This is a genomic window from Rhodococcus sp. USK10 (genome assembly GCF_019378875.1).
GTDB lineage: Bacteria > Actinomycetota > Actinomycetes > Mycobacteriales > Mycobacteriaceae > Rhodococcus_F > Rhodococcus_F pseudokoreensis.
Genome location: NZ_CP076048.1, coordinates 1,283,200 through 1,305,924 on the forward strand (window position 1 = coordinate 1,283,200; position 22,725 = coordinate 1,305,924).

The 22,725-nt window shown below is 68.7% G+C and carries 22 protein-coding genes; 6 read left to right on the top strand and 16 right to left on the bottom strand.

The features are described 5' to 3' along the window. Positions 1-4 precede the first annotated feature (4 nt). Positions 5-760, top strand: a complete 756-nt coding sequence (locus I1A62_RS12880) for a sirohydrochlorin chelatase (protein ID WP_124391254.1) — start codon at positions 5-7, stop codon at positions 758-760. Here the strand turns inward: I1A62_RS12880 and I1A62_RS12885 are convergent. The 7 genes from I1A62_RS12885 to I1A62_RS12915 all read right to left on the bottom strand — a co-directional run bounded on the left by I1A62_RS12885 (position 696) and on the right by I1A62_RS12915 (position 6,989). Then, complete coding sequence (locus I1A62_RS12885; protein ID WP_124391253.1) at positions 696-1,745, bottom strand: aminotransferase class I/II-fold pyridoxal phosphate-dependent enzyme; 1,050 nt, start codon at positions 1,743-1,745, stop codon at positions 696-698. The genes I1A62_RS12880 and I1A62_RS12885 overlap by 65 nt on opposite strands. Position 1,746: 1 nt before the next feature. Beyond that, positions 1,747-2,769, bottom strand: coding sequence for a 3-oxoacyl-ACP synthase III family protein (locus tag I1A62_RS12890; RefSeq protein WP_219458840.1), 1,023 nt, complete (start codon positions 2,767-2,769; stop codon positions 1,747-1,749). 3 nt (positions 2,770-2,772) lie between these two features. Beyond that, positions 2,773-3,432: an SRPBCC family protein gene (locus tag I1A62_RS12895; protein WP_124391251.1), complete on the bottom strand. Its 660-nt coding sequence runs from the start codon at positions 3,430-3,432 to the stop codon at positions 2,773-2,775. After that, on the bottom strand, positions 3,429-5,141 hold the full coding sequence (locus I1A62_RS12900) for a thiamine pyrophosphate-binding protein (protein ID WP_124391250.1): 1,713 nt from the start codon (positions 5,139-5,141) through the stop codon (positions 3,429-3,431). Before I1A62_RS12900 ends, I1A62_RS12895 begins: the two co-directional genes overlap by 4 nt. A gap of 187 nt (positions 5,142-5,328) precedes the next feature. Further along, positions 5,329-6,084 (bottom strand): zf-HC2 domain-containing protein, encoded by a 756-nt coding sequence (locus tag I1A62_RS12905; RefSeq protein ID WP_124391249.1) that lies wholly within the window; start codon positions 6,082-6,084, stop codon positions 5,329-5,331. Further along, positions 6,081-6,587 carry a sigma-70 family RNA polymerase sigma factor gene (locus tag I1A62_RS12910; RefSeq protein ID WP_087559547.1) on the bottom strand — a complete coding sequence of 169 codons (507 nt, stop codon included), beginning with the start codon at positions 6,585-6,587 and terminating at the stop codon, positions 6,081-6,083. Before I1A62_RS12910 ends, I1A62_RS12905 begins: the two co-directional genes overlap by 4 nt. A 120-nt stretch (positions 6,588-6,707) precedes the next feature. Further along, entirely contained in the window at positions 6,708-6,989 is a 282-nt protein-coding gene (locus tag I1A62_RS12915; RefSeq protein WP_219458841.1) for a DUF1801 domain-containing protein, read from the bottom strand. A gap of 156 nt (positions 6,990-7,145) precedes the next feature. On the opposite strand from I1A62_RS12915, the gene I1A62_RS12920 reads away from it, so the two are divergent. From I1A62_RS12920 to cysC, 4 genes are all read left to right on the top strand, one after another. Next, the gene (locus I1A62_RS12920; RefSeq protein ID WP_124391247.1) at positions 7,146-8,012 is read left to right on the top strand and encodes a universal stress protein; all 867 of its coding nucleotides are present in this window, start codon (positions 7,146-7,148) and stop codon (positions 8,010-8,012) included. Positions 8,013-8,242: 230 nt separating this feature from the next. Next, positions 8,243-9,046, top strand: a complete 804-nt coding sequence (locus I1A62_RS12925) for a Stf0 family sulfotransferase (RefSeq protein WP_219458842.1) — start codon at positions 8,243-8,245, stop codon at positions 9,044-9,046. After that, a complete protein-coding gene (gene cysD / locus I1A62_RS12930) occupies positions 9,043-9,972 on the top strand; it encodes a sulfate adenylyltransferase subunit CysD (protein ID WP_219458843.1) in 930 nt (309 codons plus the stop codon). Before I1A62_RS12925 ends, cysD begins: the two co-directional genes overlap by 4 nt. Further along, positions 9,972-11,855: an adenylyl-sulfate kinase gene (gene cysC, locus I1A62_RS12935; RefSeq protein WP_219458844.1), complete on the top strand. Its 1,884-nt coding sequence runs from the start codon at positions 9,972-9,974 to the stop codon at positions 11,853-11,855. Before cysD ends, cysC begins: the two co-directional genes overlap by 1 nt. Before the next feature lie 135 nt (positions 11,856-11,990). Here the strand turns inward: cysC and I1A62_RS12940 are convergent, their stop codons facing one another. The 7 genes from I1A62_RS12940 to I1A62_RS12965 form a co-directional block, all read right to left on the bottom strand. Then, on the bottom strand, positions 11,991-13,370 hold the full coding sequence (locus tag I1A62_RS12940) for a sulfatase (RefSeq protein WP_219458845.1): 1,380 nt from the start codon (positions 13,368-13,370) through the stop codon (positions 11,991-11,993). 25 nt (positions 13,371-13,395) lie between these two features. Beyond that, entirely contained in the window at positions 13,396-14,409 is a 1,014-nt protein-coding gene (locus I1A62_RS12945) for a sulfate/molybdate ABC transporter ATP-binding protein (RefSeq protein ID WP_124391242.1), read from the bottom strand. Then, positions 14,406-15,212 carry a sulfate ABC transporter permease subunit CysW gene (gene cysW / locus I1A62_RS12950; RefSeq protein WP_124391241.1) on the bottom strand — a complete coding sequence of 269 codons (807 nt, stop codon included), beginning with the start codon at positions 15,210-15,212 and terminating at the stop codon, positions 14,406-14,408. The genes I1A62_RS12945 and cysW overlap by 4 nt, the downstream gene beginning before the upstream one ends. Next, positions 15,209-16,090 carry a sulfate ABC transporter permease subunit CysT gene (gene cysT / locus I1A62_RS12955; protein ID WP_124391240.1) on the bottom strand — a complete coding sequence of 294 codons (882 nt, stop codon included), beginning with the start codon at positions 16,088-16,090 and terminating at the stop codon, positions 15,209-15,211. The genes cysW and cysT overlap by 4 nt, the downstream gene beginning before the upstream one ends. Positions 16,091-16,097: 7 nt before the next feature. Further along, on the bottom strand, positions 16,098-17,129 hold the full coding sequence (locus I1A62_RS12960; RefSeq protein ID WP_219458846.1) for a sulfate ABC transporter substrate-binding protein: 1,032 nt from the start codon (positions 17,127-17,129) through the stop codon (positions 16,098-16,100). A 182-nt stretch (positions 17,130-17,311) separates the two neighbouring features. Continuing rightward, the gene (locus I1A62_RS47200) at positions 17,312-17,440 is read right to left on the bottom strand and encodes an Ms4533A family Cys-rich leader peptide (RefSeq protein WP_374229655.1); all 129 of its coding nucleotides are present in this window, start codon (positions 17,438-17,440) and stop codon (positions 17,312-17,314) included. 87 nt (positions 17,441-17,527) lie between these two features. Next, on the bottom strand, positions 17,528-17,719 hold the full coding sequence (locus tag I1A62_RS12965) for a hypothetical protein (RefSeq protein WP_073364356.1): 192 nt from the start codon (positions 17,717-17,719) through the stop codon (positions 17,528-17,530). A gap of 92 nt (positions 17,720-17,811) precedes the next feature. Here I1A62_RS12965 and I1A62_RS12970 point away from each other — a divergent pair, with 92 nt between their 5' ends. After that, the gene (locus tag I1A62_RS12970; protein WP_124391294.1) at positions 17,812-19,767 is read left to right on the top strand and encodes a glycoside hydrolase family 15 protein; all 1,956 of its coding nucleotides are present in this window, start codon (positions 17,812-17,814) and stop codon (positions 19,765-19,767) included. Between the two features lie 43 nt (positions 19,768-19,810). On the opposite strand, the gene I1A62_RS12975 is transcribed toward I1A62_RS12970, so the two are convergent. Together I1A62_RS12975 and lepA are read right to left on the bottom strand one after the other, a co-directional pair. Continuing rightward, the gene (locus I1A62_RS12975; RefSeq protein ID WP_124391238.1) at positions 19,811-20,749 is read right to left on the bottom strand and encodes a nitronate monooxygenase family protein; all 939 of its coding nucleotides are present in this window, start codon (positions 20,747-20,749) and stop codon (positions 19,811-19,813) included. A gap of 59 nt (positions 20,750-20,808) precedes the next feature. Beyond that, positions 20,809-22,701, bottom strand: a complete 1,893-nt coding sequence (lepA, locus tag I1A62_RS12980) for a translation elongation factor 4 (protein WP_206010722.1) — start codon at positions 22,699-22,701, stop codon at positions 20,809-20,811. Positions 22,702-22,725 lie beyond the last annotated feature (24 nt).

Genomic DNA, 22,725 nt, shown 5'->3' on the forward strand with positions numbered 1-22,725 from the left:
TGCGATGACTCCGCTGATCGCTGTCGCTCACGGCAGTCGCGACCCCCGCAGTGCGCGGGTGGTGGCGGCTGCCGTGTCGGCGCTTCGGGAGCGGCGCCCGGACCTCGACGTCCGGTTGTGCTTCCTCGACCTCAACGCGCCGTCCGTGGACCAGGTGATCGACACGGTCGCCGCCGAGGGGCATTCCTCCGCCGTGGTGGTGCCGATGCTGCTGGGCAGTGCGTTCCACGCCCGCGTCGACCTTCCGGCGCTCCTGGACGCCGCCCACCTCCGTCATCCCCACCTGCACGTCCGGCAGGCCGACGTTCTCGGGCACGATGCCCGGCTGGTCGAGGCGGTCCGGGACCGGATCGGCGAAGCCGTCGGTACCGGCGACGAGTCCGGACTCGGAATCGTCCTCGCCGCGGTCGGCTCTTCCGACCCGGCAGCCAACGACCGCACGCGCGCCCTGGCAGGGGAGGTCGTCGCGGGCACCCGATGGTCGGGCGCGGTCACGTGCTTCGCGACGGCGGCGGAACCGACGGTGCAGCAGTCCATTTCGACGCTGCGACAGGGCGGCGCCGAGCGCATCGTGATCGCACCGTGGTTCCTCGCGCCGGGCCTGCTCACGGACCGGTTGAGCCGCGCCGCGGAATCCTGCGGACCCGGCATCACCTACGCGGCCACCATCGGACCGCACACCCGGCTGCTCGACGTCATGCTCGACCGCTACTCGCAGTCGCACGCGGAACTGCGGCGGTACCGCGCACTGTCCGCCTGAGCGCGTCGATCACCGCACGCCCGGCGTCCGGGTTCCCGACCGCGATCCGCACGTCACCACTGGGATACGTCCGCGCGTGGATGCCGGCACGGGCGAGTGCGTCACCGACGCCCGCTCCGGGGACGTACAGGAAGTTGGCGTGACTGCGCGGGACCGGCATTCTCGCCGCCCGCAACGTGCGCCACAGCTCCTCGCGTTCGGCGACGATGGCGGCCACCCGGACGCGGAGTTCGTGTTCGGCGGCGTACGACGCCGTGACCGCGGGAACGGCGACGCTGCCCATCCCGAACGGCAGTTGCAGCGTGCGAATCCTCCGGGCCAGAGCCGCATTCGCGAAGCCGAATCCGATCCGCAACCCGGCCAGCCCGTACGCCTTGGAGAACGTGCGCAGGAACACGACGTTCGGATGTTCGGCGACGATGCGGTGCGCGTCCAGAACCAGTCGGCGGTCGACGAACTCCACATACGCCTCGTCGAGAACGACGACCACCCGCTCCGGCACCCGGCGGAGGAAGTCTGCCAGTTCGGCGGCGTCGACGAGGGTTCCGGTGGGGTTGTGCGGGCGGCACACGACGACGAGCCGGGTGCGCTCGTCGATCGCGGCCGCCATCGCCGTCAGATCCTGCCCGCCGTCCGGGAGTATCGGTACCGGCACCGCGCCCAGGGCCGCGATCCGCGCGAGGATCGGGTACCCGTCGAACGTCGGGGCGGTGAACACAATCCGCTCCCCCGGCCCGGCGACGGAGCGCATGATCTGCAGGGCGACACCGGTGGCACCCTCGCCCACCACCACCTGATCGGGTTCGAGCCCTTCGTGATCGGCGATGACCCCGACCAGCCGGTCGGGCAGGAACTCCGGGTACCGGTGCGCCTGACACATGACACCGTCGAGCGCGGCGAGCACGGAAGGCAGCGGGGCGAAGGGGTTCTCGCTCAGCGCGAGATCGAATCTCACGCCGGGGCCGGCAAGGGTCGGCGCGGTCATCTCACACCCCCACCGGGGCGGCGCCCCACCGGACGGCCCCGGCCCCGGCGAAGTCGCCCGCGTGCGCGAAGGCGGACATCATCACCAGCGAACCGTTGGGGATCCGCCCCGCCCGGTTCTCGAGGTCGAGGGTGACGGGAATCGCGGCACCGAACAGGTTCCCGCATTCGTCGAACGTGTCGGGGTGTCGTTCCGGCGGAAGTTCGAGTGCGTCCCGCCAGTTGCGGAGGAACAGCCGGTTGGGCTGGTTGGTGACCAGGGTGTCGATCTCGTCCGGGGTGATGCCGATCTGCTTGCACACCGCGAGCGCCACCTCGGGGACCAGCCGGTTCCCGCGGGCGAACACCTTCGCGATCTTCGTTTCGGTGAACCCGATGTGCAATTGGCCGGTTCCCGCCTCCCAGTATTTGCGCGGCGGATCGACGGCGGCTGTCATGTCCCCGGCGAACTCGGGGTAGGTCCGGCACTCGAGCCCGAGCACCGGCGCGGCCTCGGATTTCACCAGCAGGCACGCGCCCGCGCCGTCACCCGGCACCGCCGACTGCGCCAGCACGCGCACGTCCGACTGCGTGAAGATCTGGCCTGCACTGTTCTGCACCGACACGATCAGGGCGGTCGACGCGTCACCGGTCTGCATGATCTGGCGTGCCAGCTTGATCATGTACACGAACGACGCGCAGCCCCCGTTGTGCAGGTCCACCACCCAGTCCGGGGTGATCCCCAGCCGGCGCGCGAGTTCTACGCCGGTGCCCAGAACCGGGACGTCCGGCAGCTGGGTGTGGGTGATGAGGATGTCCACGTTGGAGACGAGTTCGGAGCCGTTCCGTTCGATCAGCGGGGCGACCGCGCGTTCGGCCATGTCGACGGCGTTCTCGTCGCTCGCGATGTGGTGGCGGAATTTCGGCGCCCGGAACATGATGTTCGCAGCGAGCCGATCGGAGTCGGCGAATCGGGCGAAATAGTCTGCTCCCACCCGGTTCTCGGGCAGGTAGCCGGCGATGTCGATCAGGCTGACGGTGTCCATGTCTCACTCACTCATCCACGTCGGGGTCACGGGCAGGTCGTTCGCCCATCGGTATTCGCAGATCGCCTTGAGATTGCTCATCTCGAGCTGGTGTCCGGCGGAGAACATCTCCCAGAAGTCACCCACCCACGGAACCCGGTCGGCGGGAGCTGTCTCGGGGTAGGGATTCTCGTCGTAGAACGGGTGGTGGCAGTTGGTCCACAGCACGACGGATCCGTCGGCGTCGAGGACCGTGCGCGCGTCCACCACCCGCATCAGGTACACCATCCACAGGTGTTTCCCCTGGTCCCAGGCGCAGTGATAGTCGACGGTCATCGCGGCGGGGTGTGCCACGGTGCGCGTGTAGATCTCGGTCGTGTCGCCCAGCCGGTCGTACGCGAGCCACAGCCCGGGTTCGCCTGCAGGGGTGAATCCCCGCAGGCTGTACGTCCATTCCTCGAGGCTCCGGGTGTGCGAGAGGTAGCGGAACACCTCGTCCGGCGGGCAGTCGATGTAATCCTGGACAGTGCAGTACTTTCCGAACACCTGGTCGTGCGGGTACACCGACCTCAGCATGTCCATGATGATCGGTGTCGTGGCGTGACGGTCGGAGGTCTCGATGCGGACGAGGCCGGGCAGGTCGGCGGGAAGGTCGGGCAGCGGTGCGATCTCGTGGGCAGTCATCGGCGTGCTCCTTCTCGGGATTCGGATTTCTCGACTGGAACGGGTGCGGTCAGGAACGGCAGGAACGGCGGTAGTTCGTCGGCGTCGCAGACGACCTCGATGACGGCGGGTCCTGTCGACTCCGCCGTGGACCGCAGTGCGTGGGCCAGATCGGCGTGGGTGTCGACCGTGTGGGACGGCAGCCCGGGGAACAGTGCGCCGACTCCGGCCCCGATGCGGGCGGGACGGAACCGGCTGTAGGTGTACGTGCCCTCGAAATACACCTGTTCGCGCGTGAGGCACATCGCGTGGGCGTTGTTGTTGAACACGACGAACGTGACCGGCACGCTGTACTCGACGGCCGTGTGGATCTCGAGTCCGTGCGCGTAGAACGCGCCGTCGCCCGCGATCACGAACGTGCGGCGGCCCCGGGAGAACGCGGAACCGATCGCGGCGCCGAAGGTGTAGCCCATCCCGCCCATTCCCAGCGCGACCACGAACCGCCCTCCGCTCGCGACCGGAAGGTGATGCACCACAGCGGCGCCCGTGTTCCCGGCGTCCGCGAACACGTCGGCGCCGTCGGGCAGCGCTGCGGCGAGCGCCCTCACCGCGTCCGTGTAGTGCAGGCCCGACGTGTCCGATCGAGGCACGTCGATCGGAGTCGGATCGCTGTGCGCGACGGGTACCGGTGGTGCGGCGGGCCCGATGCCGGCGACGAGCCCACGCAGCGTCGCCCGCAGATCCCGGGTCGGGACGTGCTGAGCCTGCACGTACGGCGTCGCCGACCCGACGCTGTACACCAGCGTCTTCTCCAGCACGGTGTCGAGCCCTCCCCGCGCCATCACCGGTAGTCGGGTGCCGACGAGCAGGCAGAGGTCGCAATCCTGCAGTGCGTCGATCACATCCGGGTTTCCCATCGCGCCGGTGATCCCGAGTTGTCCCGGCGCCGCCGGGTCGAGCACATCCTTCGCGTCGGGTGTGACGGCGACGCGCGCTCCGAGCACGTGCGCGAGTTCCGCGAGTTCCTCTCGCGCGCCCGCCCGCGCGACCTCGTCGCCTGCGATGACGGTGATACGGCCGTAGTCGTCGCGCAGGGCCTCGGCAAGCCGCGTGACGTCCGTGGTGGAAATGCGCTGTGCGGCCGGGTCCGTTCGGTGCGGTTCCGGGAACTCGCCGATCGCCCGCTGAATGTCCTTCGGTAGCAGCAGTACTGCCGGTCCCCCGCGGCGCGCCGCCGCGAGCGCCTCGGCGAGTTGGCGGTCGAGGTCGAGCGGCGATTCGACGCGCGCACAGTACAGCGACACCTCGCCGAACAACCGGGACGCATCGATCGACCCCGCCAGTCCACTCGTGTCCTGGAACGCGCCCGCCCCTTCGAGCGACGTCGGCGGTTGCCCGATCAACGCCAGCAGCGGCACCCGGGACGCGAATGCCTCACCGAGCCCGGCGATCACATTGAGCGCACCGCCGCCCGACGTCGCCGCGACCACACCTGTCCGGTTCGAGGTTCTGGCGTATCCGTCGGCCATGGTCGTCGCCGAGAACTCGTGTTTGGCGACGACACCCTCGACGTCCGGGGAGCGGTGCAGCGCGTCGTACAGGTCCTCGATGTTCGCGCCTCCCACACCGAAGACATGCTCGACGCCCTCGGCCGCCAGCGCCGCGACGATGTAGTCGGCGACGCGCATGCTCCGACCGGTTTTCCGTGGCTCGTGATGCGTGAGATTCATCGGCAGACCCCCGTGTCGTGGATCGGATGGGGCGACCTGTGATCACCCACTGGATATACACACGAACCACGGACCGGCTGGGTTCACCGGTGGCAGAACATTTTTCCGCAAAACGGTCGCGACGAGCGAGACACGGCGGCCCTGCCTGCAGGGAGTACGGAAACCGGGCCGGCTCCCTGCGTCCCGTTCACAACGCCGTGGTCAGCAATACCTGATGGTCGTCGTCGGATCGCACGTCGATGCTCGCGATCGCGTCGAGGGGCAGGCTGGTGGTGGCCGTGGGCCGCACCGTCTGCCCGGCTTCCCCCGTCCAGGTGGCCACGGTGGTGACCACCCCGGAACGATCGGTCACGGTCAGCGCGTACCCCTCGGTGGCGGCGCCGTAGCGTCCGTCGCCGGGCCACGTGTCCGCGTAGGAGCACTCGACGAAGATCACCGTGCCCCAGGACGTCGACACGACGGACGCGTTCGCGGTGATCGTCGTCGGAACCACGGGTGCGAACACCGCCTCGGTGGTGTTCGCACGGTCCGGGGCGGGCAGGGCCGTGACGGGGGCGGCCGGTGTCCGGTCCTGGGTCGCCAGCACCGCGACAGGGACGGCCACTGCGATCACGGCGGCCGCCGCTGCGAGGGCCGTCGCCGCCCGCCGGTGGCGTCGGCGCCGCTGCACCGTTCCCACCAACCCGGTCAGCACCCGCGGTGCGGGCATCTCCTCGTCTGGCGGCGCACCGTCGGACAGCGTGCCGAACGCTTCTTCCGGAGTGATCAGGGCCAGCAGTCCGGGCATGCCCGCCAATTCGGACACGGCCTGCGAGCACTGTGCGCAATGGGCGAGGTGGGCCTCGTACTCGCGCCGATCGGCGCCGGAGAGGGCACCGAGCACGTAGGCGGCGTCCCAGCGGACGTAGGGATCGTCGTGCGACTCGAAGTCGTCGAGCGTCATCGGGTCACCCCCATTTCCTGCAGAGCCAATCGAAGGGCCCGCAATCCGTAATGCATGCGGGATTTCACCGTTCCCTCCGGTATCCCGAGTTCGTCGGCGATCTGGTGGGTCGACATTCCCCGGTAGTAGCCGAGCACCAGGACCGCACGATGGTCTGCGCTGACCCGGGCCAGCGCATCCCCCATCATCCAAGCGTCGAGTGCGCCGTCCGAGCCGTCCGGGGCCGCCCGTTCGGGTGTCGTACTCATCCCGACCTCACGCTGGGAGCGAGCACTGCGGTGCTCGTCGAACACGAGGTTCCTGGCGACCGTGAACAACCACGCCCGAGCCGAAGACTCCGACTGGTCGAGCACGTTCGGGTGCTTCCAGGCGCGCAGCAGTACCTCCTGCACGATGTCCTCGGCGCGGGCGCGGTCGCCGGTCAGCCGGAGGGCATACCGCCACACGGCGGGGGCATGTTCCTCGTACAGGGCGTGCATGAGCTCCGTCTGGGCATCCGGCATCGGTCACCACCTCCCAGCAGTACACACGGTTCACCCGCGCCTCCGGTTCACCACACCACGGAAACGGGAGGAAAGCCCAGGTGAACCGGGGTCTCGGCGACCGAAACCCCTTGGCCCGCATCAGGCGGTATTCAGTGCCACGACAGCGTGGACGAGCGCCTGGAACGCCTTCTCGTCGACCGTGTCGCCCTCGTGAAAGTCGATGGCGCGCCGGGTGCTGCCCTCGAGGACCCCTCGCCACTTCCACTCCTCGACCACGTCGGGGTCGGCCTGCGTGACGAGAGCCCGGATCCGGGCGAGCATCTCGCCCCGCCAGTCACCCAGCTCCTCGATGCGCGCATCTATCAGCTGCGAGGGAGAGTCTCCTCGTCCCCCGTCCGAGCCGCTCGTCCGCTTCGCCATGTGGTCCGTCGCCCCTTCGGTTCGTCTTCGCTCGCCGGTCACCCGAGTATCCCCGCGGACCACGTCGATCGCACCGGGATCGGCCGCCTGCCGATTTACCTCTGGCGCGTCGCCGCCGTCCTGGATCAAACTGGAATGGAGGTGAGGAGCACCCCCATGAGCACAGCACGGATTCGACGCGGCATCGTGGCAGGCATCGACGGATCGGACGGCGCACTGGAGGCGGCGGCGTGGGCTGCGTCCGCCGCGCGGCGCTTCGAGGAGCCGCTGCGCCTCGTCCACGTGTTACCGAAGCATCCGAATTCCGGGAGCGGCGACGGTCACCCGGACGGCGAGGAGTTCCTCGAGGCCGCCGAACGCGCCGTACTGAACGGGCAGCAGGACCTCGAAGTGGAGCGCAGTACCCATCCCGGACCACCCGCCCACGCATTGGTGGAACTGTCCAAGACGGCCCGGATGCTGGTTCTGGGGCCTGCGGCCACGAGTGAGATGAAATCCGTGGTCGCCGGTTCCGACGTGGTCCGGGTGTCGAATCGAGCCGAATGCCCCGTCGTCGTCTGGCGCGGCATCCAGGGCCACGAGGTCAGCGAGACGCGTCCCGTCGTGGTCGGTGTGGACGGAAGTGAACTGAGCGACATGGCGGTGGCCCATGCGTTCGAGTTCGCGGCGTTCTTCGGCGCTCCGCTCGTCGCGGTGCACACGTGGGCCGAGCATTCCACCCTCGGAGCGTGGTATTCGGAGGAACGCCGCTTCACCGACTGGTCCGATCTGGTGCAGCACGAGGAGGCGTGGCTCGCCGAGAGCCTCGCCGGGTGGCGCGAGAAGTATCCCGATGTCGAGGTCACACGCTGCCTCGAGCGCGGCGGGCCGATGAAGGTGCTCCTCGAGTACTCCTTCGGCGCGCAGTTGATCGCCGTCGGCAGTCACGGCAGAAATCCGTTCACCGCCTCGATCGTGGGTTCGACGAGTCAGAGCCTCATCCACCACGCCCGGTGCCCTGTTCTCATCTGCCGAAAAGGCTGACCGCGGGTTTCGATCAGCCTGATTCATATTCGCCCGTCGCGCGATAATTCCGCCGGCGACAAGCACCCCGCTGTCAACTGCCCGAAAACTGCCCTGAACTGGCGCTTTTCACCCTGCCCCGCGCCCCGATTTTCAACCGATCATCGGCAGCGGAAAAGCAAGTGTTTCGATCACGCTAATCCGATTTCCTCCCGATTTCGGCACCGAATTTCGCCTTTATAGTTTCCGGCATGTCGGAGCCACGCTCATATCTCGTCTGCGCGTCGCAGCGCAGTGGCAGCACGCTGCTCGTCGAATCCCTCCGTGCCACGACCGTCGCCGGGAACCCGGAGGAGTTCTTCCAATACCTGCCGTCCACCAGCCGGTCACCGCAGCCACGGCAGTGGTTCGAGTCGGTCACAGACGAGACGGTGCTCTCCCTGCTCGCCCCGCTCGAACCGGGAACCGCCGACACGCGCACCGCGGAGCAGTGGCGCGATCAACTGCTCAACCTCGGACGCACCCCCAACGGCGTATGGGGCGGCAAACTGATGTGGAACCAGGTGCCGCTCGTGCTCGACCGCGCCGCCGGACTCCCGGACCGCTCCGGCGACGACCTGCGGTCCGCGCTGGACGACATCCTGGACGGCGACCTCGTCTTCATCCACGTCTTCCGGCGTGACGTCGTCGCGCAGGCGGTGTCGATGTGGCGGGCGGTGCAGACCCAGGTCTGGCGCGACGACGCCACGCCGCCCGCCCCGCACGACGGCGCCGAGTACCACGCGGACGGCATCGCCCACCTCGTGCGCATCCTCCGCGATCAGGATGTGCAGTGGCGCAACTGGTTCGAGACGGAGGATCTCGACCACATCGACATCAGCTTCGACGATCTCGTCGCGGCCCCGCAGGCGACGGCGGCGAAGGTGCTCGTCGAACTCGGCCTCGACGCCGATCTCGCGCCCCCGCCGCCGCTGAAACGGCAGAGCGACGGCCGCTCCAAGGAATGGGTCGAGCGCTACCGGTCCGAGGCCCCCGCGAACGGACTTCCGCTGTGACCGCCGCACCGCACGCCGACACGGACGCACACGTCGACGAACTCCGCGCGCTGGAGGCGGAGGCCGTGCACATCATCCGCGAGGTGGTCGCGGAACTCGAACGACCGGTGCTGCTGTTCTCGGCAGGCAAGGACTCGATCGTGCTGCTGCGGCTGGCGGAGAAGGCGTTCCGGCCGTCCCCGTTGCCGTTTCCCGTCCTGCACGTCGACACCGGGCACAACTTCCCCGAGGTGATCGACTTCCGCGATTGCAGGCTCGCCGAGGACGGTCACCGGCTGATCGTCGCGTCGGTGCAGGAGTCGATCGACAAGGGCCGCGTCACCGAAACGGGTGGTCCCGGCACGTCCCGGAACCGGTTGCAGACCCGGACCCTGCTCGACGCCCTGGAGGAGCACCGCTTCGACGCCGCCTTCGGTGGCGCGCGCCGGGACGAGGAACGCGCCCGCGCGAAGGAGCGGGTGCTCAGCTTCCGCGACGAGTTCGGGCAGTGGGATCCGCGTTCGCAGCGCCCCGAGCCGTGGTCGCTGTACAACGGGCGGATTCGCCGCGGCGAGCAGGTCCGGGTGTTCCCGCTCAGCAACTGGACCGAACTCGACATCTGGCGCTACATCGAACTCGAAAAGCTCGCGCTGCCGTCGATCTACTTCGCCCACGAGCGGCAGGTGTTCGAACGCGACGGCATCCTGCTCGGACTGTCCGAGTACACGCTGCCCACCGAAAACGAACTGGTGCAACGACTCCGGGTGCGGTACCGCACCGTCGGGGACCTCACCATCACCGGCGCCGTACATTCGGACGCCGACGACGTCGCCGGTGTGATCGAGGAGATCGCCGCGGCCACGGTCTCCGAACGCGGAGAAACCCGGGCCGACGACAGGACTTCCGTTGCCGCGATGGAAGACCGCAAGCGCGAGGGGTACTTCTGATGACCACCACAAGCCGGCCTCGCCAATTGCTGCGACTCGCCACCGCGGGCAGCGTCGACGACGGGAAGAGCACCCTCATCGGCCGCCTCCTCCACGACACCGGAAGCCTGCCCACCGACCACCTCGAGGCGGTGACGAACGCCGACGGCCAGGCGGATCTCGCCGCCCTCTCCGACGGGCTGCGGGCCGAACGCGAGCAGGGCATCACCATCGACGTCGCCTACCGCTTCTTCTCGACGCCGACCCGGAGCTTCGTCCTCGCCGACACACCGGGGCACGAACGGTACACCCGCAACATGTTCACCGGAGCGTCGAACACCCACGTGGCCGTGCTGCTGGTGGACGCGCGGACCGGCGTGCTCCGGCAGACCCGGCGCCACGCCCGGATCGCCGACCTCCTCGGCGTCCCGCACCTGGTCGCGGTGGTCAACAAGATCGACCTCGTCGACTTCGACGAGACCCGGTTCAAGGAAGTCGAATCGGAACTCGGCCTGCTCGCGCAGCGCCTCGGCGGCCGCGACGTCACGGTGATCCCGGTGTCCGCCACCCGGGGAGACAACGTGGTCACGCGGTCGGATTCGACACCCTGGTACACCGGGCCCACGCTCCTCGAGTATCTCGAAGCGGTGGAACTCGCCGCGCCGTCGGCCGTCGCATCCGAACTGCGACTGCCCATCCAGTGGGTCGCACGTCCCACGGACCATCAGCGGCGCCGCTACACCGGCCGGCTGTCGGCGGGCACCCTGTCCGTCGGGGACGAGGTGGTGGTGCTGCCTGCCGGTTCCCGCAGCACTGTCACGGCCCTCGACACCCTCGATCCGCACCGGGCCGTCGCGGTCGCGCCGCTGTCGGTGTCGTTCGAACTCGCCGACGACGTCGACGTCGCCCGCGGTGACCTCGTCGTGAGTGCGGCGACCGATGCGACCGCACCCGTCCCGGCCCGCGAGATCGACGCGACCGTGTGCTGGCTGAGCGAGACGCCGCTGCGGGCGGGCGACCGGGTGGCCCTCAAGCACACCAGCCGCACCGTGCGCGCCACGGTGCAGGAGTTGCACACCCGGCTCGACCCGGAAACTCTCGAAGAACAGGACTCCCCCAGCGAACTCGCGCTCAACGACATCGGCCGGATCACGCTCCGGACGAGCACGGTGGTGCTCGCCGACCCGTACGCCACCAATCGCGACGCCGGCGCGTTCATCCTCATCGACGAGCAGAGCAACGACACCGTCGGCGCCGGAACGGTCAGCGACACCCGGGAAGTGGTTCCCGGCGAGCAGACCCGGCACGACATCAAGTGGCACCCGTCGTCGCTGAAGCGGGACCGGCGCTGGTCCGCGACCGGGCAGCGGGGCGCCACCATCTGGCTCACCGGGCTGCCCGCGTCCGGGAAGTCGACCGTCGCGGTCGCGCTCGAACGGACGCTCGTCGACGCAGGCCGGACCGCTTACCTTCTCGACGGCGACAACGTCCGCCACGGCATCTCGGACGACCTGGGGTTCTCACCCGGCGACCGGGCCGAGAACATCCGCCGCGTCGGTCATCTCACCCGGTTGTTCGCCGACGCCGGCGTGGTCGCCATCGCGTCGATGGTGTCGCCGCTCCGGTCGGACCGGGCCATCGCCCGCGCCCTCAACGAGGCCGCGGACCTGCCGTTCCTCGAGATCCACGTCAGCACCCCGGTCGCCGAGTGCGAGCGACGCGACCCCAAGGGGCTCTACGCCCGGGCGCGGGCGGGCGAACTCCGCGGCCTCACCGGGATCGACGCCCCGTACGAGGCGCCGGAGAACCCGGACCTCGCCTTCGACACCACCGGCGCCGACCTCGACGACCTGGTCGCCCGGATTCTCACCGAACTCGCCCGGCACGAGGGGTTGCAGGCCTAGCTCAGCGAGCGGCAGCGGCCTCGGCGGGGTGAACCGCGGGCAGTCGACGCTCATCCTCCCAGTGCACCACCGGTGTGCAGGGAGCGGCGACGGAACCGCGATCATCCACCCGCGGCGCCCTGCCTCTCGATGCCGCTACGTCTCCACCCCGCTCCGGGGTTCGTCGAGGATTCCGCGTTCGTCGCTGTAGGCCGAACGCACGTCCGGCACCCTGCCGAGCGTGGCGAGGTACTCCTCCATCGCCTTCCGGGCGTAGGCCGTTCCCTCCTCCTCGCTCGGGATCGAGTCGCCGGTGGCCCGTCGCCACGTCGCGAGTTCGAGCGCCAACTCGGCCTGCGTCCCGGCGAAGTTCTCGGTGTCGGCGAGATTGTCACGCTCACCGGGATCGGCGAGCAGGTCGTAGAGTTCCCGGCTCGGACGTGGCAGGAGATGCTCGGTGCCCAGCGCCCCACCGGACAGGCTGTTCTCGATGTCGAGAGGAAGGTCGAGCCTGGGCCGCGGTGCGTAGTTCTCGATGTAGCTGAACCGCTTGCTGCGCACCGCGCGGATGGGATCGAAGCTGTCGTGGAACGTCTTCTCCGTGAACAGGACGTCGCGGGCGGTCGCCTCCGACCGGCCCAGCAACTGCGCGGCGTGGGAGACGCCCTCCACTGCCGCGGGGACCGGGACGCCCAGCAGTTCGAGGAGGGTGGGAACCAGATCCACCCCGCTGAACAGGTCGTCGTACACGCGTGGCGCCACCCGCAGCCTCCGCGGTGGGCGGATGATCGTCGCAATTCCGGTGCCCGGCGCATACAGCGTCGACTTCGCGCCGGGAAACGCCTCGCCGTGGTCGGTGAGGAACACGACCCACGTGCTCTCGTCCAGCCCCTCGTCCTCCAGGGTCTGCAGCAGCCGGCCGACCGCCGCGTCGGCCACCTCGATCGACCCGTGGAACCCGGCCAGGTCCTCACGGACCTCCGGACGGTCGGGCAGGTACGGTGGCACGTCGAAACCCTCGGGATCGGCGGGCGCATACCTGTCGACCGGGTACGGGCGGTGCGTCTCGAAGAAGCCTGCGGTCAGCAGGAACGGGTGCGGAGGGAACCGCGCCAGCCACCGCGACGCCCGGTCGGTGACGTACCCGCAGTACGAGTTCGACACGTCGTACTCGTGGAAGCCGAGCCGCTTGGGATACGCGCTCTCGTGCTGCATCCCGAACAGGGCCGTGTACCAGCCCGCCTCCGCCAGCAGGGACGGCAGCGTGCGGACGTCGTCGTGGTACTGCCAGCCGTGATGCGCGAGTCCGATCAGTCCGTTGCTGTGCGGATACCGGCCCGAGAACAGGGCGCCGCGCGAGGGCGAGCACAGCGGCGCCGCCGCATGCGCGTCGGTCAGCAGCACACCCTCCGCGGCGAGCCGGTCGAGGTTCGGGCTGCGCACCCCGGACGCGCCGTAACACCCTAGGTGGCGGCCCAGATCGTGCCAGTGCACGATCAGCACGTTGGAACGGACGGGATCCACCGGGGTCGCCACAGTCGCCTCCTACATCGGCGGGGAGTTACAGGGAGACCGGAACTTCGGCCTCCGGGAGTTCGGGTACCCGCGTCGCCCGCGCGTAGACGGTCTCGCCCTCCCGCAGGCCGAGCGCCGCACTGTCGCCGCGGGTGACCTGGGCGGAGAACGGTTCGCCGGTGGCCTCGTTGCGCAGATCCACCCGCACCTCGAATCCGAGGTGCACCACGCGCTCCACCGTGGCGCGCGTGACACCGAGCGATTCGGCCGTCCCCGCCTGCTGTGCGAGGGCCAGGTCGGGGTCGCGGCCGAGGCGGATGTCGTGCGGCCGGACCAACTGCCCGTTGAGCTTGGCCACGGACCCGAGGAACGACATCACGAAGTCGTTGCGGGGGCGGTCGTAGAGGTCCTCCGGCTCCCCGATCTGCTCGATCCGGCCCTTGTTGAGAACCGCGATCCGGTCGGCGACGTCGAGCGCCTCCTCCTGGTCGTGGGTGACCAGCACCGTCGTCACGTGCACCTCGTCGTGCAGCCGGCGCAGCCAGGTACGCAGGTCCGTGCGGACCTTCGCGTCGAGGGCGCCGAACGGCTCGTCGAGGAGCAGCACCTTCGGGTCCACCGCCAGTGCCCGCGCGAGCGCCATCCGCTGACGCTGACCGCCGGACAGCTGCGCCGGGTAGCGGTGCTGGAAGCCGTCGAGGCCGACGATCTCGAGAAGCTCGTTGACCTTCTTGTCGATCTCCGGCTTCGGCCGCTTGCGGATCTTCAGGCCGAACGCGACGTTGTCGCGCACCGTCATGTGCTTGAACGCCGCGTAGTGCTGGAACACGAAGCCGATGTCCCGCTTCTGCGGGGAGATGTCGGTGACGTCCTTGCCGCCGATCACGACGGTGCCCGAGTCGAGGGCCTCGAGGCCGGCGATGGAGCGGAGCAGCGTCGACTTGCCCGACCCGCTGGGCCCGAGGAGCGCCGTCAGCGAACCCGAGGGGATGTCGATGGAGACGTCGTCGAGAGCAGCAAAGGACCCGTAATTCTTCCGGGCGCCGGTCACGGTAATCATGTGGTGCTCCTCTTGCGGTCGAGCAGAGTCATCAGAAGCAGGGTGATCAGCGCGATGCCCATCAGCAGGGTGGCCGCGGAGTACGCACCGAACGTGTTGTGGTCGTCGATGTAGCGCGAATGCACGAGCAGGGTCAGGGTCTGGGACACCCCGGGGAAGCCCGAGGACACCATGATCACGGCGCCGAACTCGCCCAGCGACCGGGCGACGGTCAGAACCACGCCGTAGGTCAGACCCCAGCGGATGGCGGGCAGGGTGATCAGCCAGAACGTCTGCCAGCGGCTCGCGCCGAGCGTCGCCGCGGCCTGTTCCTGTTCCTCGCCGATCTCGTGCAGGACGGGCTCCACCTCCCGCACCACGAACGGCAGCGTCACGAACAGGGTGGCGATGACCATGCCGGGGAGCCCGAAGATCACCTTGAACCCCAGCGATTCGAGCCCGCCGAACCAGCCGTTGGCACCCCACAGCAGGATCAGCGACACACCGACCACGATGGGTGAGACGGCGAACGGGAGGTCGACCACCGCCTGCACCAGGCCGCGGCCCGGGAATCGGCCCCGCACCAGCGCGAGGGCCGTGACGATTCCGAACACCACGTTGACCGGGACGACGATGGCCACGATCAGCAGGGACAGATTGAGCGCGGAGATCGCGGCGGGGGTGCTGATCGAATCGATGAAGGCACCGATCCCGTTCTCGAACGTGCGGAACAGGATGATGACGATGGGCACGACCAGCAGGCCGAACAGGTAGAGCAGCGCGACCGTGCGCAGGGTGATCCGGGTGGGCCCAGAGAGCTTCATTCCGCCTGCTCCTCACGACGCTGCCCCCGGCTGGCGAAGACCCGGAGGGCGAACAACGTCACGAACGCGATGGCCAGGAGGGCCACCGACACCGCCGCCGCGGCGGCCGGCCTGTCGATTTCGATCTGCTGTTGAATGTACTGGGAAGCGACCTGAGTCTCTCGGGGGATGTTTCCGCCGATCAGGACGACGGAACCGTACTCGCCGATCGCGCGGGCGAACGCGAGTCCCGCGCCGCTGATGATCGCCGGGGTCAGGGTCGGCAGCACCACCTTGCGGAAGATCGTCACGTTGTCGGCACCGAGGGAGGCCGCGGCCTCCTCGACTTCCTTGTCCACCTCGATGAGCACCGGCTGCACCGAGCGGACGACGAACGGCAGCGTCACGAATGCCAGCGCCACGATCAGGCCGGGCTGGGTGGCGTTGAGGTGGACGCCGATCGGGCTCTCCGGGCCGTACAGCGACAACAGCACGATGCTCGCCACGATGGTCGGCAAGGCGAACGGCAGGTCGATCAGCGCGTTCACGACCCGCTTGCCGGGGAATTCGTCGCGCACGAGAACCCACGCGATGAGGGTGCCCATGATCACGTTGATCACGGCCACCACCACCGACACCACGACCGTGACCCGCAGGGACGCCACCGCCACCGGGGAGGTGATCGCGTCGACGAAGCCGGCGACCCCGTCGCCGAACGAGGCCACGGTGAGCGCGGCCAGCGGCAGGACCACGATGACACTCAGCCACAGGGTCGCGATGCCGATGCCGAGCGGTCCCACGGCACCGGTGACCCGGGCGACCTTCTTGCGCGCAGGCGGAACGGGCGGAGGCGGCACCGTGATGCCGCGTCCGCCCGTCGTCGTCGATATGTCGCTCACGTCGGTCTTACTTGGTTGCGTTGTCGTAGATCACTGCGATGGACCCGGTGTCCTTGGCGAACACCTCGGAGTCGACCTTGGCCCAGCCGCCGAGATCGGCGATGGTCCACAGCTTGGCCGGTGCCGGGAACTTGTCGGTGAACTCCGTGGCGACCGCGGGATCGACCGGACGGAATCCGGCCTCGGCCCACAGCTTCTGGCCGTCGGTGGTGTACAGGAAGTCCTTGAACGCGTTGGCCTTCTCCAGGTTCTTGCTGTTCGACAGCACCGCGACCGGGTTCTCGATCTTGAACGTGGTCGGCGGGGTCACGTGCTCGACGGGGTCGCCGTTGCCCTCGATGAACAGCGCCTCGTTCTCGTAGCTGAGCAGCACGTCACCGGTGCCCTGCAGGAACGCTTCCGACGCCTCGCGGCCCGACTTCGGCTGAATCTTCACGTGGTCGTTCACCAGCGCGGTGATGTAGTCGAGTCCGGCGGCCGGGTCCTGGCCGCCGTTGCTCTTCGCGGCGTACGGCGCGAGCAGGTTCCACTTCGCGGATCCGGAGCTGAACGGGTTGGGGGTCACGACCTCGACGTCGGGACGCAGCAGGTCGTCCCAGTCGCGGATGTTCTTCGGGTTGCCCTCGCGCACGACGATGGTGACGACCGAACCGAACGGAATCCCGTTGTAGGCGTCCTGGTTCCAGCTCTTGTCCACCAGGCCGGCGTCGACGAGGCGGGTGATGTCGGGCTCGACGGAGAAGTTGACGAAGTCGGCCTCGGCGCCGTCCTTGACCTTGCGGGACTGGTCACCGGAGGCACCGTAGGACGGCTGGAAGGCAACGCCCTTACCTTCGTCGGTGGCGTTGAACGCGGGAATCAGCTTGTCGAAGCCCGGCTTCGGCACGGCGTACGCGTACAGGTTGATCGTGCCCGCGCTGCCGTCGGCACCTGCGGAGTCGCCGCCGGCCGTGTCGCTGGCGCCGCCGCTGCACGCGGTCAGCGCAACAGCTCCGAGCGTCACGAGGGCCGTGAGAAGACTGCGAGAACGGCGTTTCATGGGAGAAACCTTCCTGGGGATCTGACACAGAGTGGTGGTGCGAAACAAGGAGAGGTGGTGCAAAGGGGAAGAACGCAGGGATCGCCCGGGCGGAATCGGGAATCCGGACGAAAATCAGCACCGCGAGAGGGGGTCGAGCGTGCGCGGTGCCGCCCGGGCGCAAATCTGCGTGGGAGGAGAAATCAACAACAGTCGATGTCGGCGACTGCAAGCATGCCGACAGCGATCAACGCCAATTCATGGCGGACCTGGTGTACAGCGGCTTCAGACACGCCGTGAAATCTAGCAGAGGCTGAACCAACGTCCCACATCGAACAGGATTTACCGGGTGAGCAGCCAGGCGACGACGACGAGGACGATCAGCGCGAGCAGCGCGAGTGTGACGCGTGAGCGCGGCATCAGGGTTCCTCCACCTTCGGGACGTCCCGCCTGAGCAGGACGAAGACTGCGGCCAGCCCACGATCGAGCAGCCACGCCAGTCCCCGGCACACCGGCACCATCACCAGCAGCACGAGGGCGACCTGCGGAACGAACGGGAGTCCGGCGATCCACAGCTCGAAGCCGTCCCACCAACTCGCCATCCGGTCCACCCGGCCAGCCTATCGTCGACCGGCTCGTGACCGGCAGACAGGTGGACGGCAGACAGGTGGACGATGGCGCGGCGGCGGTCGATGATGATCACATGGTGTCCAGCGACGCGCACTCCCACGGCCGGCTGCACGCGGCCCCACATCATCACCACCATTCGTTCCCGCCGATCGACGACTACGCGTTCCTGTCGGACTGCGAGTCCACCTGCCTGATCGCCCGCAACGGCTCGGTCGAGTGGATGTGCATTCCCCGGCCGGACTCCCCCAGCATCTTCGGCGCCGTCCTCGACCGCAGCGCCGGCCACTTCCGCATCGGGCCGTACGGGCAGAACGTGCCCGCCGCCCGCCGCTACCTGCCGGGGGGACTGATCGTCGAGACGACGTGGCAGACCGAGACGGGCTGGCTCATCGTGCGCGACGCGCTCGTGCTCGGCCCGTGGCACAACGTCGAGCAGCGCTCGCGCTCGCACCGCCGCACCCCCACCGACTGGGACGCCGAACACATCCTGCTGCGGACGGTGAAGTGCGTCAACGGGACCGTCGAACTGGAGATGAGCTGCGAGCCCGCGTTCGACTACCACCGCGGCGCGGCGCACTGGGAGTACACGGGCAAGGTCTACGAGGAGGCTACCGCCACGTGCAAGTCGAGCCGTCCGGGCGACCACCCGACACTGCGGCTGACGACGAACATGAAGATCGGGCTCGAGGGCAGAGAGGCCCGCGCCCGGACCCGGATGGTCGAGGGCGACAACGTGTTCGTCGCCCTGTCGTGGGCTCACATGCCCGCGCCGCAGACGTTCGACGAGGCGGCCGACAAGATGTGGCAGACGGCGAAGTGCTGGCGCGAGTGGATCACCATCGGCCGCTTTCCCGACCACAAGTGGCGGGGTTACCTGCAGCGCAGCGCGCTCGCGCTGAAGGGGTTGACGTACGCCCCCACCGGCGCCCTGCTCGCGGCGTCGACCACATCGCTCCCGGAAACCCCGGGCGGCGAACGGAACTGGGACTACCGCTACGCATGGGTGCGGGATTCGACATTTGCGCTGTGGGGCCTGTACAGCCTCGGACTCGACCGCGAGGCCAACGACTTCTTCTCGTTCATCTACGACGTGTCGAGCGCCGAGGACGGCAACCACCATCCGTTGCAGGTGATGTACGGCGTCGGCGGCGAGCAGACGCTGGAGGAGTCGGAACTGCACCACCTCTCCGGGTACGACGGCGCGCGACCGGTGCGGATCGGGAACGGCGCCTACGACCAGGTCCAGCACGACATCTGGGGAACGATCCTCGATTCGGTGTACCTGCACGTCAAATCCCGGGAGCGGGTCCCGGAAACACTGTGGCCGATGCTCAAACGCCAGGTGGAGGAGGCGGTCAAGCATTGGCGTCTCCCCGACCGCGGGATCTGGGAGGTTCGCGGCGAGCCCCAGCACTTCACGTCGTCGAAGATCATGTGCTGGGTGGCCCTCGACCGGGGCGCGAAACTCGCCGATCAGCAGGGTGAGACGAGTTACGCACAGCAGTGGTCCGAACTGGCCGACGAGATCAAGGACGACATCCTCGAGCACGGCGTCGACGCGCGCGGCGTCCTGACGCAGCGGTACGGCAGCGACAGTCTCGACGCGTCGCTGCTGCTCGCACCGCTGCTCCGGTTCCTGCCCGCCGACGATCCGCGGATCCGTGCGACCGTGCTCGCCATCGCGGACGAGTTGACCGAGGGCGGGCTGGTGCTGCGCTATCGGGTGGAGACCACGGACGACGGGCTGAGCGGCAAGGAGGGCACGTTCACGATCTGCTCGTTCTGGCTCGTGTCGGCGCTCGTCGAGATCGGCGAACTGGACCGCGCGAAACGCCTGTGCGACCGGCTCCTCGGGTTCGCCAGCCCCCTCAAGCTGTACGCGGAGGAGATCGACCCCGACTCGGGGCGGCACCTCGGCAACTTCCCGCAGGCGTTCACCCATCTGGCGCTGATCAACGCGGTGGTCCACGTCATTCGCGCCGAGGAGGCCGCGGCGGGCGGATTCCAGCCCGCCCACAACACGGTCTGATCAGGAGAACGAGCCGAGGATCAGATCGGGCGCGGGCTACGGGTTACTCCGCGTAACGGTGCAGCAACCGCTCCGCATCGGCCGCGATCTGCCGCACCACGGCCCCCGCCGGCCGTTCCGCCGTGACGAGACCCGCGGCTTCCCCGGCGTACACGACACCGAGGTCGGGGTTTGCGGGATCGTAGGCGGCGGCGAGTTCGGCGTCCGGTGCGTCCGCGCCGTGCCAGCGGGAGGTGAAGTCGTTGCTCAGGGCGCGCCCACCCCACCGGGCCGGCCACGGCTGACTGCGCGCCTGGTCGAACACCGACGTGTACACGGTGTCGGCGCTGCCCGCCGCGATCAGTCTGCCGCGGGCGTACTCCGGTCCGATGGTCTCCGGGCTGGCCAGCAGCGCGGTCCCGATCATCGCGCCCTCCGCGCCCGCGGCGAGCACGGCCGCGAGACCACGGCCGGTCGCGATGCCGCCGGCGGCGAGCACCGGCAGCGTGGTGGCCTCCAGGACCTCCTGCAGGAGCGGCAACGTCCCGATCCTGCCGGTGTGGCCGCCCGCCTCGCTGCCCTGGGCGATCACGAAGTCGACGCCCGCATCCTCCACGACCCGCAGGTCGTCGATCGTGTTCACCTGCGACACCACCAGCGCCCCGGTGGCGTGGATCCGCTCCACGTACGGGGCGGGGTCGCCGAACGACAGCGACACTACCCGCGGGTTCTCCGCCAGAGCGGCGCCGAGGAGAGCGTCGTCGTCGTCGAGCGCCCAGGTCATCAACCCGACTCCGAACGCGTCGCCGCCGATGCCCCGCGCGACCGCCGTCTCCTTCGCCACCCACTCCGGGGTGGCGTAGCGGGCCGCGCCGAGCAGGCCGAGCCCGCCCGCCTTCGACACCTCGCCGACGAGGGTGCCGCCTGCCCGTCCGCCCATCGGGGCGCCGAAGATCGGCACCTCGATTCCCAGTGTCCGGGTCAGCCAGGTTTCGAGGGCCACGTGCCGCACCTACTTTCGATCAGACGTCGACGGAGGAGAAACAACGGAGGTCGTGGTGCCTACTTCTTCGGCTTGTCCCCGACCGACTCGGACGACAACGCGGCCACGAAGGCCTCCTGCGGAACCTCGACCCGGCCGATGGTCTTCATCCGCTTCTTGCCTTCCTTCTGCTTCTCGAGCAGCTTGCGCTTACGGCTGATGTCGCCGCCGTAGCACTTGGCCAGCACGTCCTTGCGGATGGCGCGGATGTTCTCACGCGAGATGATCTTCGAGCCGATCGCCGCCTGGATCGGCACCTCGAACTGCTGGCGGGGAATCAGTTCCCGCAGCTTCGACGTCATCCGCCCGCCGTACGCGCCTGCCGCGGACCGGTGCACGATCGACGAGAACGCGTCGACGGCCTCACCCTGCAGCAGGATGTCCACCTTCACCAGGTCGGCCTGCTGTTCGCCGGCCTCCTCGTAGTCGAGGCTGGCATAACCCTTGGTCCGCGACTTCAGGGCGTCGAAGAAGTCGAACATGATCTCGCCCATGGGCATCTCGTAGCGCAGCTCGACCCGCGTCTCGGACAGGTAGTCCATGCCGCCGAGTTCCCCGCGCCGGTTCTGGCACAGTTCCATGATCGCGCCGATGAACTCGCTCGGCGCGATGACCGTGCACTTCACCATCGGCTCATAGACCTCGCGGATCTTGCCCTCCGGCCAGTACGACGGGTTGGTGACGACGTGCTCGGCGCCGTCCTCCATCACCACCCGGTACACCACGTTCGGCGACGTCGAGATCAGTTCGAGCCCGAACTCGCGCTCGAGGCGGTCGCGGGTGATCTCCATGTGCAGCAGTCCGAGGAAGCCGCACCGGAACCCGAATCCGAGCGCCACCGACGTCTCCGGCTCGTAGGCTAGGGCGGCGTCGTTGAGACGCAGCTTGTCGAGGGCGTCGCGCAGCACCGGGTAGTCCGAGCCGTCGAGCGGGTACAGGCCGGAGTAGACCATCGGCTTGGGGTCGCGGTAGCCGACGAGGGGTTCCGTCGCACCGCCGCGGGCGGCGGTGACCGTGTCGCCGACACGCGACTGCCGGACGTCCTTCACGCCGGTGATGAGGTAACCCACCTCGCCGACGCCGAGACCGATGCTGGCCTTCGGTTCGGGCGAGATGATGCCGACCTCGATCAGATCGTGGGTGGTGCCCGTCGACATCATGGTGATCTTCTCGCGCGGCGAGATCCGGCCGTCGACGACACGCACGTACGTGACGACGCCGCGGTACGCGTCGTACACCGAGTCGAAGATCATGGCGCGCGCCGGACCGTCGGGGTCGCCGACGGGGGCGGGGATCTGCCGCACCACCTCGTCGAGCAGTTCCTTCACGCCCATGCCGGTCTTGCCGGACACGCGCAGCACGTCACCCGGTTCGCATCCGGTGATGTGCGCGATCTCCTCGGCGTACCGGTCGGGATCGGCGGCGGGCAGGTCGATCTTGTTGAGCACCGGGATGATGGTGAGGTCCTTCTCCATCGCCAGGTACAGGTTGGCGAGTGTCTGAGCCTCGATGCCCTGCGCGGCATCCACCAGCAGGATCGCGCCCTCACAGGCCTCGAGCGCACGGGAGACCTCGTACGTGAAGTCGACGTGCCCGGGGGTGTCGATGAGGTGGATGACGAACTCCTCGTCGCCCACCTTCCACGGGAGCCGGACGTTCTGCGCCTTGATCGTGATGCCGCGCTCGCGTTCGATGTCCATGCGGTCGAGGTACTGGGCACGCATCTGCCGCTCCTCGACCACACCGGTGAGCTGAAGCATGCGGTCGGCCAGCGTCGACTTGCCGTGATCGATGTGCGCGATGATGCAGAAATTCCGGATCCGGGCAGGATCCGTGAACGTCTTGTCGGCGAAGCTGCTGATGGGGGACCCCTTACCTGGACCGGCACCGGCCCGGTTCCGGGCCACTGTCACCTGTCAGGATATCCAAGCCACCGC